The organism is Streptomyces sp. NPDC026394 (assembly GCF_055567735.1).
Genome location: NZ_JBVHPX010000008.1, coordinates 163,392 through 177,561 on the forward strand (window position 1 = coordinate 163,392; position 14,170 = coordinate 177,561).

At 72.8% G+C, this 14,170-nt stretch carries 11 protein-coding genes; 9 read left to right on the plus strand and 2 right to left on the minus strand.

Annotation, left to right across the window (positions count from 1 at the left end; translation table 11 throughout):
- The first annotated feature begins 42 nt into the window (after positions 1 to 42).
- From ACZ4QV_RS20715 to ACZ4QV_RS20730, 4 genes are all read left to right on the plus strand, one after another.
- The gene (locus ACZ4QV_RS20715) at positions 43 to 2,805 is read left to right on the plus strand and encodes an AfsR/SARP family transcriptional regulator (RefSeq protein ID WP_361588730.1); all 2,763 of its coding nucleotides are present in this window, start codon (positions 43 to 45) and stop codon (positions 2,803 to 2,805) included.
- Between the two features lie 403 nt (positions 2,806 to 3,208).
- Positions 3,209 to 4,603 carry an FAD-dependent monooxygenase gene (locus ACZ4QV_RS20720; protein WP_361588732.1) on the plus strand — a complete coding sequence of 465 codons (1,395 nt, stop codon included), beginning with the start codon at positions 3,209 to 3,211 and terminating at the stop codon, positions 4,601 to 4,603.
- Positions 4,600 to 5,910 carry a phenylacetate--CoA ligase family protein gene (locus tag ACZ4QV_RS20725; RefSeq protein WP_361150596.1) on the plus strand — a complete coding sequence of 437 codons (1,311 nt, stop codon included), beginning with the start codon at positions 4,600 to 4,602 and terminating at the stop codon, positions 5,908 to 5,910. The genes ACZ4QV_RS20720 and ACZ4QV_RS20725 overlap by 4 nt, the downstream gene beginning before the upstream one ends.
- On the plus strand, positions 5,891 to 6,421 hold the full coding sequence (locus tag ACZ4QV_RS20730; RefSeq protein ID WP_361150593.1) for a hypothetical protein: 531 nt from the start codon (positions 5,891 to 5,893) through the stop codon (positions 6,419 to 6,421). Before ACZ4QV_RS20725 ends, ACZ4QV_RS20730 begins: the two co-directional genes overlap by 20 nt.
- Here the strand turns inward: ACZ4QV_RS20730 and ACZ4QV_RS20735 are convergent.
- Entirely contained in the window at positions 6,376 to 7,347 is a 972-nt protein-coding gene (locus ACZ4QV_RS20735) for a DUF5995 family protein (protein ID WP_467763219.1), read from the minus strand. The genes ACZ4QV_RS20730 and ACZ4QV_RS20735 overlap by 46 nt on opposite strands.
- 182 nt (positions 7,348 to 7,529) lie before the next feature.
- Positions 7,530 to 7,919 carry an STAS domain-containing protein gene (locus ACZ4QV_RS20740; protein ID WP_361150587.1) on the minus strand — a complete coding sequence of 130 codons (390 nt, stop codon included), beginning with the start codon at positions 7,917 to 7,919 and terminating at the stop codon, positions 7,530 to 7,532.
- Positions 7,920 to 8,615: 696 nt separating this feature from the next.
- Between ACZ4QV_RS20740 and ACZ4QV_RS20745 the strand changes: the two genes are divergently transcribed.
- The 5 genes from ACZ4QV_RS20745 to ACZ4QV_RS20765 all read left to right on the plus strand — a co-directional run bounded on the left by ACZ4QV_RS20745 (position 8,616) and on the right by ACZ4QV_RS20765 (position 13,730).
- Positions 8,616 to 9,605 carry a TauD/TfdA family dioxygenase gene (locus ACZ4QV_RS20745; protein ID WP_361150584.1) on the plus strand — a complete coding sequence of 330 codons (990 nt, stop codon included), beginning with the start codon at positions 8,616 to 8,618 and terminating at the stop codon, positions 9,603 to 9,605.
- Positions 9,606 to 9,691: 86 nt separating this feature from the next.
- Positions 9,692 to 10,459, plus strand: a complete 768-nt coding sequence (locus ACZ4QV_RS20750) for a TSUP family transporter (protein ID WP_361150581.1) — start codon at positions 9,692 to 9,694, stop codon at positions 10,457 to 10,459.
- A gap of 83 nt (positions 10,460 to 10,542) precedes the next feature.
- Positions 10,543 to 11,703 (plus strand): alpha-hydroxy acid oxidase, encoded by a 1,161-nt coding sequence (locus ACZ4QV_RS20755; RefSeq protein ID WP_361150578.1) that lies wholly within the window; start codon positions 10,543 to 10,545, stop codon positions 11,701 to 11,703.
- A 173-nt stretch (positions 11,704 to 11,876) separates the two neighbouring features.
- Entirely contained in the window at positions 11,877 to 12,977 is a 1,101-nt protein-coding gene (locus tag ACZ4QV_RS20760) for an aminotransferase-like domain-containing protein (protein ID WP_361637754.1), read from the plus strand.
- A gap of 120 nt (positions 12,978 to 13,097) precedes the next feature.
- Positions 13,098 to 13,730: an acetoacetate decarboxylase family protein gene (locus ACZ4QV_RS20765; protein WP_467763220.1), complete on the plus strand. Its 633-nt coding sequence runs from the start codon at positions 13,098 to 13,100 to the stop codon at positions 13,728 to 13,730.
- Positions 13,731 to 14,170: the final 440 nt, after the last annotated feature.

Sequence of the window (14,170 nt, forward strand, 5' to 3'; positions counted from 1 at the left end):
AGATTCCCGCCGTAACGACTCGGCCAAGGGGAGAGAACGCTGATGGACTTCCGGCTGCTCGGGCCGGTGTCGGCCTTCTCGGGGGACGTGCCGGTGCCGATCGGGCCTCCCAAGCGCCGGGCCGTACTGGCGCTGCTGGTGCTGGCCGAGGGCGCGTCCGTGGGTGCCGAGCGCATCATCGAGGCGTTGTGGGACACCCGCCCGCCGACCCACGCGCGGACCATCGTCTACGGCCATGTGTCGGCCCTGCGGGGGCTCCTGCACGCGGATCCCGCAGCCTGTGTCGCCACCGAGGGCGGCGGGTACGCGCTGCATGCCGCGCCGGAGGCGGTGGACGTGTGGCGTTTCCGCGAACTGGTGCGCCGGGCCACGGCCGGTTCGCCCGGCGAGGAGGCGGCCGTCCTGCTGCGGGAGGCCCTCGGGCTGTGGCGGGGCCGGGTGCTCGGCGGAATCGGTGACACGCCGCTGATGGCGGCGGCGGCCGAGCGGCTGGTGGAGGAACAGCTCGCCGCGCTGGAACACTTCGCCGGGGCCCTGCACGCCTGCGGCCGAGGCGCGGAAGCCCTCGCACCGCTCCAGTCCGCTCTCGAACGCCACCCGCTGCGCGAGTCGTTGGTCGCCGCCACCGTCCGCTCCCTGCACGACGCGGACCGTCAGGCCGACGCCATCGACCTCTACCACCGTACGCAGCGCCTGCTCGCCCAGGAGCTGGGCGTCGACCCCGGCGCCGCGCTGTCCCAGGCGTACCTCGCCATCCTGCGGTCCCGGCCGGTCGTCGGCCGACAGCCGAAGCGGGACGCGTCGGCGCGCGTGCCGACGCTGTCTCCGGCGCCCGCACCCGCCCCCTCAAGCCCCCAGGCCCCGCCCCACCGGCCCACCGCGCCCGTCCCCGCAGACGCTCCCCCGCCCCTCTCCCTCCTCCCCCGCGCCCCGGCCGGCTTCGTGGGCCGTGCCGATGACCTGGCGCGTCTCTCCGAAGCCGCGCAGTCGGGCACCCCGGCCCTGTGTGTGGTCACCGGCCCGGCCGGAGTCGGCAAGACCTCGCTGGCGGTCCACTGGGCGTACACGTACGCCGGTGACTTCCCCGACGGCATCCTCTACGCCGACCTGCACGGCCTGGAACCGGACGGCACCGGCCCGCAGCCGGAGGGCGTCCTCCACGACTTCCTCCAGGCGCTCGGCACTCCCGAGGAACGGCTGCCCGCGGACGCCCGTGCCGCGGAACACCTGTACCGCTCGCTGCTCACCGGCCGCCGCGTCCTCGTCCTGCTCGACAACGCGCGCGACTCGGCGCAGGTGCGTCCCCTGCTGCCCGGCACGCCGGGCTCCACCGTGCTGGTCACCAGCCGCAACCGGCTGGAAGGGCTGGCCGCCACCGACTGCGCCCGGCTGCTGCCCCTGGAACGGCTGGCGACGCCGGACGGTGTCCGGGTCCTGCGCACCGTGATCGGTGAGGCCCGGGTGGCCGCCGAGCCGGTCGCCGCGGCCCAACTGTCCGCCCTGTGCGACGGCCTGCCGCTGGCGCTGCGGCTCGCCGCGGCCCGGCTCGCCGCACGGCCCCGGCTGTCCCTGCGCGCGATGGCGGACGACCTGGTCGACGAGCACCGGCGGCTGTCCCTGCTGTCCAACGAGGACCTCGGGGTCGAGGCGACGCTGCGCCTGAGCGTGCAGCAACTGCCACCGGCCGGCGCGCTGCTCTTCCGTCAGCTGGCCCTGCACGTCGGGTCCGAACTCGACAGCGGCGCCGCGGCGGCACTCAGCGGCCTGCCGCCCGCCGAGGCACGCGCCGCCCTGGACGAGCTGGCCGCCGCCCACCTCGTCGAGGAGTGGACCGGCGACCGGTATCTGATGCACGATCTGACCAGGCTGTACGCGCGGTCCGCCGTGGCCCGGGCCGACACGGCGGGGCTGCACCGGCTGCTGGTGCACTACCTGTCCGCCGCCCAGGCCGCGGCCGCCGCCGCCGAACCCGGCAGCCAGCCCTGCTGCACACTGCCCCCGGGCGTGACGCCGCCCGCCGCGCCGCCGGTCTTCGCCGGCCGCGCCGACGCGATGGCCTGGTACGTGACCGAGCGCGCCAACCTCACCTCCGCGGTGGTCGCCGCGGCCGACGCCGGGCACCCGGAACTGGCCTGGCGGATCGCCGTCCAGCTGTGGCCCCTGGTCGTGCGCCAGGTGCACGACGGCTGGGAACCGGCCCTCGAACGCGCCCTGGCCGCCGCCACCGCGCTCGACGACCCGGACGCCGAGTCCCGGCTGTGCTCGCTGCTCGGCTGGGTCCTCACCGAGAACGGGCAGCACACCGCGGCGCTGGAACACCTGTGCCGCGCCCCTGACCTGGCCGTACGGGCCGGGGACCCGCGCGGCCAGGTGATCGCGCTGATCAACTGGGCGGCCGCGCTGGAGCACGTCGGCGACCTCTCGGGGGCCGGAACCCGGCGGGAAATGGCGGCGCGGATGGCGCACGCCCTCGACCACCCGCACACCGAGTCCCTGTCCCTCTACCACCTGGCGGCCCACTGCCTCACCGTCGGCCGGCCCGACGAGGCCCTGGCCCACTGCCGTCAGGGCCTCGCGCTGGCCCCTGACGAGCAGTCGGACGAGCGCCGGGCACTGCTCCTCGACACCTGCGGCAAGGCGCTGCAAGCCCTCGGCCGGGACAGCGAGGCCCGGCGCTGTTTCAGCGAGGCCGCGGCCCTCACCGGACCGCCCCCGCCGGTGGAAGGGGCGGCCACCGGGCAGGGCAGCGTTCCCCTGGGCGGCGGGGGCACCCCCGGCGGTAACCTGCGCGTCGTCGCGGGCTGACCACCTGCCACGAGGTGCCTTCGCGCGCGGCCCTTGAGCAGTGACGCACGATGTGACGTACCCGGCGGCCCGTCGGGGCCGGGACGGCGTAGCCCGGTGAGCACCGGCCGTCTCTCCCCGCTCAACTGTCCAACCGTCAAAACGGAACCTTGGATTACCAGGGGACGCACCGTAAGTTTCTTGTGCGTTCCGATCCTCTTGCTGCCGTGTTCCGCGGGGAGTTGACGGAACGACCGCACCTCGGCCTTTTCTTGGCCGCCTGCGGACGGACCGGAATTCCGCCCTCCCCGCGCTTGCGCCGAGGTGGCGCGTCACCGATGCGGGGCGGCCGGATTCAGGTTCAGGGTTCAGGTTCCGCTTCAAGTCGATGGTTCCGTGCCACGGCGCGGCAGGGGGAATGCTCATGTCTTCCGGATCGAGACGTCCGGACGTCTGTGTCGTGGGAGCGGGGCCGGTCGGCCTCACCGTCGCGCTGGGCCTGGCGGTCGCGGGTGTCGGCGTCACCGTGCTGGAGAGCGCTGCGGACATCGCCGTGTCCTCCCGCGCGCTGGTCCACCAGAGCCACACGCTGGAGGGGTTCGCGCGCCTCCGGGTGCTCGACGCCGTCCTGCGTGCGGGAACACCGTTGCGCGCCCGGGATTTCCTCGTACGCCGCACGGGCGAGCGTATCCGTCATCCCACGCCGGGTCCCCGTACGGGCTCCGCTCCGGCACACAACCTGATTCTGCGGCAGGACGCGCTCAGCCGCATCCTCCTCCGGCAGTTGCTCCGCTTCCCGGCCGCCGAGGTGAAGTTCGGCTGTGCGGTGGACACGGTGCGCCAGAACGGCGAATCGGTGCGCGTCGGCTACACGCACCAGGAGGGCCGCGGGCTGCTCGAAACACGCTGGGCCGTCGGCGCGGACGGCGCCCGCAGCACCGTACGGAAAGCCCTCGGTGTGGGATTCGAGGGATTCACCTGGCCGGAGCGCTTCGTCGCCACGGACATCCGCTACGACTTCGCGGCGCACGGTTATGCCGACGCGAATTTCGTCATCGATCCGGACGACGGGGCAATCGTCGTGCGGATCGATTCCGGAAATCTGTGGCGGGTGGCCTGGACGGAGCGCGCCTCCCTCCCGGAAGAAACCCTCCCGCGCCGGCTGGCGGAATTCTTTGCGCGTAACCTTCCCGGGCCCCGGCCTCGGAATTACGAACTGGTCGCACATGCCCCGTACCGCGCGCACCAGCGGACCGCCGAACGGTTCCGTGTGGGCCGGGTCCTGCTGGCGGGCGACGCGGCGCACGTCACCAACCCGACCGGCGGCATGGGGCTGACGGCCGGGCTGCACGACGCCTTCCCGCTGGGCGAGGCGCTGGCCGCCGTCCTTCTCGGGCGGTGCGGCGAGGGTGTGCTGGACCGTTACGCGGAGGCGGGCCGGGCCGCGTTCCTGACCCGGTTCTCGCCGCTCGCGACCGACCTGAAGCGCCTCGTCTTCGACACCCGTGACCCCGCGCGGCTCGCCGAGGCCCTCGTCCCGCTCCGCCGGCTGGCGGCCGACGAGGAGCTGCGGCGCTCCCGGACCGCCGCGCTCCGCTCGGCCCTGCCGCTCTCGCTGCTGGACGACGGGCGAGCCGCCGGCCGTCTCCGCCCCTACCTCGGCGCGGCAGCCGCGGGCTCCCCTCAAGGGCCGCAGGGGAATGCGGACCAGGGGCCGGAGGGACACACGGCCCAAGGACCGCAGGGACATGCGGATCGAGGGCCGCAGGGACACGCGGGCCACCACTTCGGACCCCAGGAGAGGCAGACAGCACCATGACACCGACGCGACCGGTCGCATCCCGGAGGTGGAGCGGCTTCGAGGAGCTCCACGCGCTCCAGCGGGAACGTATCGGCACGGCCCTGTGCCGGTCCGCACACTCCCCCTTCTACCGGGACCGGTTCCGCCTGCGCCAGGGCGGGACGATGCCCGGCAGCCTCGCCGACGTCCCGGTGACCACCAAGGACGATCTGCGCGCCGCCTACCCGTTCGGCATGCTGGCGGTGCCCCGGGAGCGGGTCGCCACCTACCACGAGTCCAGCGGGAGTTCGGGCCGGGCGACGTCCTCGTTCTGCACCGAGGACGACTGGGTGGACATCGCCGAGCGCTTCAACCGGATGCCGGCCGGCATCGGCCCCGCCGACACCCTGCTGGTGCGGATTCCGTACGCCATGGTGCTGGCCGGGCACATCGGTCACTTCGGCGCCCGGGCGAAGGGCGCGACCGTGGTGCCCGCCGACAGCCGCAGCTTCGCCACCCCGTACGGACGCGTCGTCCGGCTGCTGCACGACCTCGGTGCCACCCTGACCTGGTCCAACCCCACCGAACCGCTCATCTGGGCCGCGGCTGCCCGCGCCGCCGGGCTGGACCCCCGCACCGACTTCCCGTGCCTGCGCGCGCTCCTGGTCTGCGGCGAGCCGCTGAGCGAAGCGCGCCGCGAGCGGTTGGGCGAGCTGTGGAACGCGTCCGTGATCGAGGACTACGGCGCCACCGAGGTCGGACCGCTCGCCTCCGCCTGCCGCCACGGCCGGCGGCACTTCTACGCCGACCGCGTGGTGCCCGAGGTCCTCGACCCCGCCACCGGGGAGATCACCCCGGACGGCACCGGTGAGCTGGTCATCACCCCCCTGTACCGCGAGGCCATGCCGCTGCTCCGGTACAACCTGGAGGACACCGTCCAGTTGAGCCACGAGCCGTGTCCCTGCGGCAGCTGGCTTCCCGTCATCCGGCTCGCGGGCCGCGCGACGCAGGCGTTCGACGTCGCGGGGCGGCGGGTCTCCCAGTTGCAACTGGAGGAGCTGGTCTTCCGCCTGCCTGCCGCGTACGGCGTGCTGTTCTGGCGGGCGCGGGCCGAAGCGCGACGACTCGTCGCCGAGGTGGAGGTGGCGGACGTGTACGCCGCGGACGCCTGCGCCGAGCTGACCGGCGCCGTACGGGCCCGGCTGGGCGTGGACTGCGAGGTGGCTCCCGTGCCGCCGGGCACGCTGATGCCCGACGAGGTGCTGTCCGCGCCCGGCGACGTGCTCAAGCCCCGCAGCCTGTTCGGCCCCGACGAGGACTGGTCCCGTGGTCTCCTCTACTACTGATCCCGCCCCTGCCCCGGCGTACGGCCTGGCCACGCTCCCTTCCTCCACCCGCATCCTGCTCACCGGGGACGGCGCGACGACGGTCATGCTGGAAGCATTGCTCGATGTGCCGCTGCGGGTGCGGGTCGTCGTCCAGCGGGTGGTGGACACGGCGGCGGTGCCGCCCGCCGTCCGCCGGGCCCTCGCGGCCGAGCGGATGCCCCGGCTCCTGGAGCGGCTGTCCGAACTGGTCGACCCCGCTGGACGGCCGGTCAGCCGCAACCGGGTCGTCTCCGCGGTGGCGGCGACCGGCCAGCTACCGCCGCCGACGGACCCCACGCCCCTCGGCGTACGGCTGCGGGAGGAACGCCGCGCACAGCACCGGGAATTGCTGCGGTGCGGTGTCGGGCACGCGCCCGAGGCGCCGCAGTTCGGCTGGTGCGCCTTCAAGGAGTACGTGATCAGAAGCCCGGACCGGTATCCGGTCTATGTCGCGGAGCGGTTCAATCCGGCCGTGGTGGCCGTGACCTGACCCCCGACTGCCTCGGGACGGAGCCCTTCGGGACGGGGCACCTCGGCGCGCGTTCCCGGAGCGCCACGGTGGTGGGTGCGGCAGTACGTGTCGCGCACGGCGCGATATCCGGGTACGTGCACGGTGTTCAGCAGCAGCGCCCAGCGGGCCGCGTTCGCCTCGATCCGCCGTTCGACGTCGCGCCGGGCGGCGGGCGTGGTGGCCGCGGCGAGCTGCTGCGCGTGAACCCACGCCTGCTCCCGCCAGATGCGGAAGAGCCGGCCGGCGGTGTGTCCGGCGATGGGGTTCCACCGTGCGTCGGCCAGGGCCACCACCGGGTCGTGATGACGGGCGATTTCTCGGACCGCGGGCGCGTACGCGCGGTCCAGGACTGCTTGGAAACGGTGGTAGTCGGCCTTGCGTGACGCACCTCCGGGCCGGGTGAGCCCGACGGAGGCCAGCACATAGGGCATGTCCCGCTGGATGTGCGCGTTGGCGCCGAGCAGGACGTCCTGGCCCGCGTTCACATCACCGGTGCGCGCGGCCTCGAAGGCCGTCTGCCATGCCCGCGGGACCGGCCGCCCTGCTCGGTCCGCGTGGTAGGCGTCCAGATACAGGTTGACGAAGCCGGTGTTGAGGTCTCCGGCCAGCCAGTCCGGGTCGTCGAAGGAACCTGGTCTGGCCGCGGCCGCTTCCAGAACGCGTTCGAGCTGGACGTAGATCACGGGGAAGGGGGCCCGGTGGTCACATCCCAGGGCGTCACGGAGCCGGGTCAGGGTCCGGCGTGCTTCCTGGACGCATCCCACCACCGGCCCTTCGCAGGAGAGGCGTCGGACGTCGTCGCGCGGCAGTGGTGGCGCGGCGAGGGCCGGACCACCGGCCAGAAGAGCCGCCGCCGCCACGACCGTGGTGGACAGCTTGAAGAATGCGCCACGCGTACCGGCCATGCTCCCCGCCTCCTTGTCGCCCGCCCGATGCGTCTCCCCCGTCTACCGAACGACCCGGCGCGACGAAGGTCACACCAGGGCGCCACCGGGGACGAAGCGGGCGGTGCGGGCGGGACGGCCCGGGGGCCAGGGCGGTCCGGGGCCCAGGCGGTCCGGGGCCGGGCGGCCCGGGGCCCGGGCGGTCAGGAACCGGCAGCTCGCGAGGGGCCGGCTTCGCCTCCGCGGTGGTGCGCGGCGAGGGCCGCGTCGGCGGTGGGGTAGGCCGGCAGCAGGGTGTCGAGGCCGGTGATGTTCAGCAGGCGGGCGAGCCGCCCGGAGACGGCGGCCAGGCCGAGGGTGCCGCCGGCCTCCTGGGCGCAGCGCCAGATCGCCACCAGGGCGTTGAAGCCGGAGGAGTCGCAGAAGGAGACGGCTTCCAGATCCAGGACCAGGTGTCGGTGGCCCCGTCCGATGAGGTCCAGGGCCTCGGCGCGCAGGGCGGGCGCGGTGGTCAGGTCGAGATCGCCCGCGAGGGCGGCCAGGGCGAGGTCGCCTTCGGCGCGCCGGGTGGTCAGGCGGAAGGTGTCGTTCACGGTCGGTTCTCCGGCTTCCGCCCGGAGGGGCGAGACGGGGGGCGGGACAGGGGCGCCGTCCATGGCGGCACCGGCCGCGGGAGCGGGCCGGCGGGCGCGGGCGGCGAGGAAGCCGATCAGCCCCTCGCCGCCGAGCATAACGCCGTTCGCGGTGCCGGCCGTGGCGGGCCGGTCCGTCCGAAGACGCGGTCAGAGCCGGATTTTGGTCATCCTGAATGGCTGGTTCTGTACGCGATGACCAAAAGTGGCGTGCTGTCGGTGGCGTGATCCGAGGGTCGCAACTCGGCCGCACCGACGGTGTCCAGTGGGTGAGACGGCGCCCCCCGGCGTCCCGCCGGACGCCCTCACCGCAGTTCCGACGCCATCACAGGATCATCACACGTCCTCTACAACCTCTGCATCGAACAAATCCGGCGTACCTTCCCAACCATGCCATGTACGGGCAAGCGTGGTCGGCCGACGCCGGTGCGGCCGCATATCCCGGTGACCGGAATCTTTCGTTGACAGTCCGGAAATGCGGTCTCTACTGTTACGTGCAAATTCCGGCCCAATCCCTCCTTTCAGCTCATAGTGAGCGGACACCACCCGTTCACCATTTGCACGTGCGCATGTTTTCTGTTGTTTGCCGACCAGGTTCGCGCCTTTCGCGGCGTGAAGAGGCAGCTCGAACGCAGCAATCAAGTACAAGGAGACACGGTGACCCCCGCACTCGCCGAACAGCAGACCTACCGCCTGTCCGAGGCCGAAACACACAAGCTCTGGCGGCTCTCCCAGCTCGCCGCCGGCGCCTCGGAGGCATCTGCGCTGGCGCTTTCCGGTCTACTTCTCGATCTGCCGAAATCCGTGCGCACCGCCCTGCTCGAATTCGCCGAGGCCGGTGCCGACTCGGGATTCCTCCTGCTGCGCGGAGTCACCGTCGGGGACCTTCCCGACACCCCCACCGTCCATCACTCCGGCGCCCTCCAGGGGCACCCCACCGACGGCACCCTGACCCTCGTGGCGGACCTTCTCGGCTCGCTCGTCGGCTACCTGGACGAGAAGGACGGCGCGCTCATCCACGACGTGCACGCCGTGCCCGGGGAGGAGAAGCGCATCGAGAACAGCGGATCGGTGGCCTTCGACTTCCACACCGAGAACGTCCACCACCCGCTGCGCCCCGACTATTTGGGCCTGCTGTGCCTGCGCCAGGACCACGAGGGCGTCGCCGCCACCCGCGTCGCCTCGGTGCGCGAGGCCGTCCGGCACCTGACCGAGGAGCAGGTGGCGATCCTGCGCACCCCGCAGTTCTACAGCTCCTACCCGGCGTCCTTCACCCGGGGCAGGACCGGCCCGGTGCCCCGTTCCGGCCCGCACCCCGCCGTCTTCGGGCCGTACGACCGGCCGTTCATGCGCTTCAACTCGCACACCACGCACGCCGCCGGCGCCGAGGCGACCGCGGCGCTGAAGGCGCTGGCCGAGGCTCTGGAAGCGGTCTGCCACAACGTCGTGCTGGAGCCCGGCGACCTCGTCGTGGTCGACAACCACGTGGCGGCGCACGGCCGCAGCGCGTTCGTCCCGCGGTACGACGGCCGGGACCGCTGGCTGCGCCGCTTCTACTCCGTACGCTCCATCCTCGGCTGGACGCAGCACATGATGCCCCGTCAGCGCGTCATCCCGACGATGGAGGACATCCAGGGCGTGCTCTGAGCCGCGCTCCGGGATGCGCTTGATTCGTCCTGCCCGTGCAGTCATCGCCCAGGGCTGCGCACCCTTGCACTGAGGACCGGAATACCTTGGATTTCATAGACGTCATAGGGCTGCTCACCGCCGCGGTGGCCGCCGGGTGGGTGGACGCGGTGGTCGGCGGGGGCGGGGTGCTGCTCATCCCCGTCCTGCTGCTCAGTTTCCCGCAGTTGCCGCCGGCCACCGCCCTGGGCACCAACAAGATCGCCGCGATCACCGGCACCGCGACGGCCGCTTACATGTACGCGCGGCGTACGGCCCTGGACCGGAAAATCCTCGTACCGGCCGCCGCCTGCGCGGTACCGGCCGGCGCGCTCGGCGCGCTGTCGGCGGCCACCGTCCCCACGGCGTACTTCCGCCCGGTCATCATGGTCCTGCTGATCTCGGTCGCCCTGTTCGTGGCGTTCAAGCCGAGCTTCGGCACCCAGCCGCTGGCCCGTGAGGTGACCCGGCGGCGACGCGTCGTGGCGGTGCTCCTCGGCGGCTGTGTGGTCGGTTTCTACGACGGGCTCTTCGGGCCCGGCGTGGGCACCTTCCTCATCATCTCCTTCACCACGCTGCTCGCCACCCAGTTCCTGGAGAGCGCGGCGATGTCGAAGGTCATCAACGCCTCGTCCAACCTCGGCGCCCTGCTGGTCTTCGCGCTCCAGGGGAACGTGCTCTGGGCGCTGGGGCTCGGGATGGCCGTGGGCAATGTGACCGGCGCGCTGATCGGTTCGCGCATGGCCCTGAAGAAGGGCTCCGGCTTCGTCCGTACCGTGCTGGTGCTCGTGGTGATCGGCATGGTGACGAAGATGGCGTTCGACCAGTTCGCCTGAGGCACCGCCAGCACATCAGTACCGCCTGCACATCAGCACGTCAGCACGTCAGCACGTCAGCACCGCCTGCACGTCAGCACCTGATGGGAACCACGCGAGAACGCATCCACACCCCACACTACGAGAGCCCGGAGGCCACCATGGACCCCGTACGGAATCTCGCTGACCTACTGACCCTGCCGGACTTCGAGGCCGCCAGTGACGCGGTACTCGACCAGGGCTGCCGGGCCTATGTCGCCGGCGGCGCCGGAACCGATCGCACCGTACGCGCCAACATCGCGGCGTTCGACGACATCTGGCTCCGACCACGCGTCCTGGCCAGTACGACGACCGAACCGCGCACGGACGTGACGGTCCTCGGGCACCACATGTCCATGCCCGTCCTGCTCGCACCGACCAGCCCGCAGCGGCTGCTGCACGAGGACGCGGAGATCGCCACCTCGCTCGCCGCCGAGGCGGCCGGCGTCGTCCCCGTCGTCAGCACGGACAGCCACGTCCCGTTCCCGGAGATCGCCAAGGCATCCGGCCGGGCCGGCTGGTTCCAGCTGTACGCCTACCGGTCGCGCGACGACATCGCCGCGACGATCGACATGGCCGAGACCGCCGGCGCGTCCGCCCTGGTGGTCACCGTGGACGCCAGTCACGCCGCACTGCGGGTGCACGCCCAGCGCGCCGGCTTCGCCACGCCCGGACACGTGGACTTCGGGACGCTGCGCGCGCTCGGCATCCTGGAGGGCGAGGTACCGGCCGGCGCCCGCATCGACCGGTTGTCACTGAGCTGGGAGGACCTGCTGTGGATCCGGGCCAGGACCCGGCTCCCCCTCCTGGTCAAGGGCGTACTGCGGGCCGACGACGCCCGCCGCTGCCTGGACAGCGGCGCGGACGGCGTCATCGTCTCCAACCACGGCGGACGGCAGTTGGACGGGGCGGTGCCCGCTGTGGTCGCACTGAGCGAGGTCGCGGCCGAGGTCGACGGCCGGTGCGCCGTCCTGATGGACAGCGGTATCCGCTCCGGCGTGCATGTCGTCAAGGCCCTCGCGCTGGGCGCCGACGCGGTCTGCCTGGGGCGGCCGTACCTGTGGGGCCTGAGCGTCGCCGGGCGCGAAGGGGTCGAAGCGGTGCTGCGGCTGCTGCGCCGGGAGATCGAGGACACCCTCCGGCAGCTCGGCGCGGCCGAGGTCGCCGAGCTGGGGCCGCACTTCGTGGCCAAGGCCGGCACCGGGGCGGCGGCCGGAGCGGCCTGACGGCCCCGCACCACCGCCCGCTCCGCCCCGTACCCAGAGCCCCACCCGTACGGAGAGCCCCACCCGTACGAAGGGCCCCGTCCGTACCGCACGCCGTACCCGTATGACGTGCCTGCACGCCGTACCCGCACGACGTATCCGCACGACGACTTTCCGAGAACGGAGACCCACGCATGTTCCACTTCTCGCGCGGCATCCCCCCGCAGGAAGCGATCCCCTCGCGGCAGCTCGCCGAGCACACCGCCGCCGTCCTGCGGGACAGCGAGGACCGGGTGTTCCAGTACGCGCCGATCGGCAACCACACGGGGGACGCGGCCCTGCGCGAGCAGCTCGCGGCCTTCCACTCGGTCGGTGCCGACCAGATCTTCGTCACCAACGGTTCCCTCCAGGCACTGGACCTGCTCGCCGCGCACCTCCTGGCGGGCGACCGCAAGGACGTGTACGTGGAGGCTCCCACCTACGACCGCGCGGTGCAGATCTTCGAGCGGCACGGCGGCCGGGTCTCCGGCATCACCCTCCGGCACGACGGCCTCGACCTGGACGCCCTCGAAGCCCGGCTGGCGACGCGCGTCCCGGCGCTCGTCTACGTCATCCCGGACTTCCAGAACCCGAGCGGCGTCACCATGAGCGAGGACAAGCGCCGCCGCCTGGTGCAGCTCGCCGAGACCCACGACTTCCTCATCCTGGAGGACATCCCCTACCGGGAGCTGCGGTACGGCGGCCAGGCTCCGGCCGGCTTCTTCGAGCTCGCGCCGGCCGGGCGGGTACTCACGATGGGGTCGCTGAGCAAGATCCTCAGCCCCGGCCTGCGCGTGGGGTACGTCATCGGCGCGCCCGAGACGCTCGGTGCCCTGGCCGCGCTCGCCGAGGGCACGTACCTCTCGCCCGCCCCGCTGCTCCAGGCGGTCGCCGCGCGGGCCCTGGAAGCGGGCCTGGCCCAGGAGAACGTGGCGGGCACCCGGGAACTGCTCGGGCCCCGGCACGACGGTGCGGTCAAGGCCGTCCGCGAACTGCTGGGCGAGGACGCGCTCCTCGCCGTACCGTACGGCGGCTACTACGTGAGTGTGCACCTGCCCGTCGCCACGGACGAGGCCACGTTCCTCAAGGCCGCGGCCGCCGAAAGTCTGAAGCTGACCCGGGGTTCGGGCTTCTACCCGGGCGACGCCGCGCCGCCGGAGGGCACGGTCTTCCTGCGGCTGCCGTTCCAGTCCTTCGAGCCGGACGAGTTCGCCGCCGGCATCGAGCGGCTGGCCGCGGTGGCGTCCAAGGGCTGACCCGCGGATACCGGTCAACGACACCGGCGCCCCCACCTCCGGCAAGGACACCGTCTCCTCGAAGGTGGTCTCGTACCCTGGGAACCGACCGCCCCGGCCCGGGAGGAGACGAGAGCTGACGTGACCGGTACCGGCGCCGCGCCGGGTCCGTACCCGCCGCCGCCCTGGCGCATGAGAGGCCACCTGTGGGGTGGTCTCTTCGCCACGGGCGCGGCCCCGCCCCTCCCCCCGGACCTCTCTGCCCTGACGGCCCGTTCGCTGGCCGTGTTCGTGATCCGGTACCGCTCGGGGACCCTCCGCTACGACGAGCTGATCGTGGGGACGCCCGCTCGGCGCGGCCGGCGGGCCGGTCTGTCCGTGCACTGGATCTGGGTCGACGACGAGCAGTCGCTGCGGGGCGGGCGCCGCATCTGGGGAGTGCCCAAGCAACTGGCGGAGTTCCGCTGGGAGGGGTCGCGGGTCCGGGTGACCGACGGGCAGGGGCTCGTCGCCGGGCTGCGCCTGTCGGCCAGAGGTCCGTCGCTCCCCCGAGTCCCCTTGCCGATGACCGGCTTCGGGACCCTCGACGGGGCGCGGACGGTCCTCACCGCACGGTTCACGGCTCGCCCGGGGGCCGCTTCGGTACGCGTGGAGGAGTGGCCGGCGAGGCTGCCCGCACTTCGTCACCGCGGCGCCCGCCCCGGTTTCCGCGCCGCGTCCTTCACCATGCTCATGCCCGCCCCCGCACTCCACCCCGTTCCGCCGGCCGCCTGAAACACCGAATTCACCCGCTGGTCCGGCGGCGGAAGGACGGCTCCGGCGCGACACGGCAAAGGTTTACAGCTACCGGCAATCAACCTCGGACAGCCGTTCGAGGAATGGAGAGAAAGCGGCCGGCGGCGCAGAAGGAAAGGCGGCACCGCGCGGGCCGCCCTATGCGTAATGGAGACCGGAACTCAGGAGTACGACCATCTCCGCCCCGCCTCCGACTCCGGTCGGAGTCTTGTTCACGACGTCGGCGAAGCCGTTTCCCCGGCCCGGGACGGCGCACGACGCCATGCACAGCCCAGACACCCCGTCCGACCCCGGCACCCCGCCGAAACGCTGCTGCGTACCGGTGAATGGACACGCGGAAAGGTCGCCCGCGCGGCACCGGCGGACCGACGGCCGACGGCCGACGGCAGGACCGTCACGTGACGCCCCTGGACAACGGC

What these genes read in the sequence shown, in the direction of transcription:
- ACZ4QV_RS20715 (WP_361588730.1), top strand. Translation starts at nt 43, where the DNA reads ATGGACTTCCGGCTGCTCGGGCCGGTGTCGGCCTTCTCGGGGGACGTG.
- ACZ4QV_RS20720 (WP_361588732.1), top strand. Translation starts at nt 3,209, where the DNA reads ATGTCTTCCGGATCGAGACGTCCGGACGTCTGTGTCGTGGGAGCGGGG.
- ACZ4QV_RS20725 (WP_361150596.1), top strand. Translation starts at nt 4,600, where the DNA reads ATGACACCGACGCGACCGGTCGCATCCCGGAGGTGGAGCGGCTTCGAG.
- ACZ4QV_RS20735 (WP_467763219.1), bottom strand. Translation starts at nt 7,347, where the DNA reads ATGGCCGGTACGCGTGGCGCATTCTTCAAGCTGTCCACCACGGTCGTG.
- ACZ4QV_RS20755 (WP_361150578.1), top strand. Translation starts at nt 10,543, where the DNA reads ATGGGAACCACGCGAGAACGCATCCACACCCCACACTACGAGAGCCCG.
- ACZ4QV_RS20760 (WP_361637754.1), top strand. Translation starts at nt 11,877, where the DNA reads ATGTTCCACTTCTCGCGCGGCATCCCCCCGCAGGAAGCGATCCCCTCG.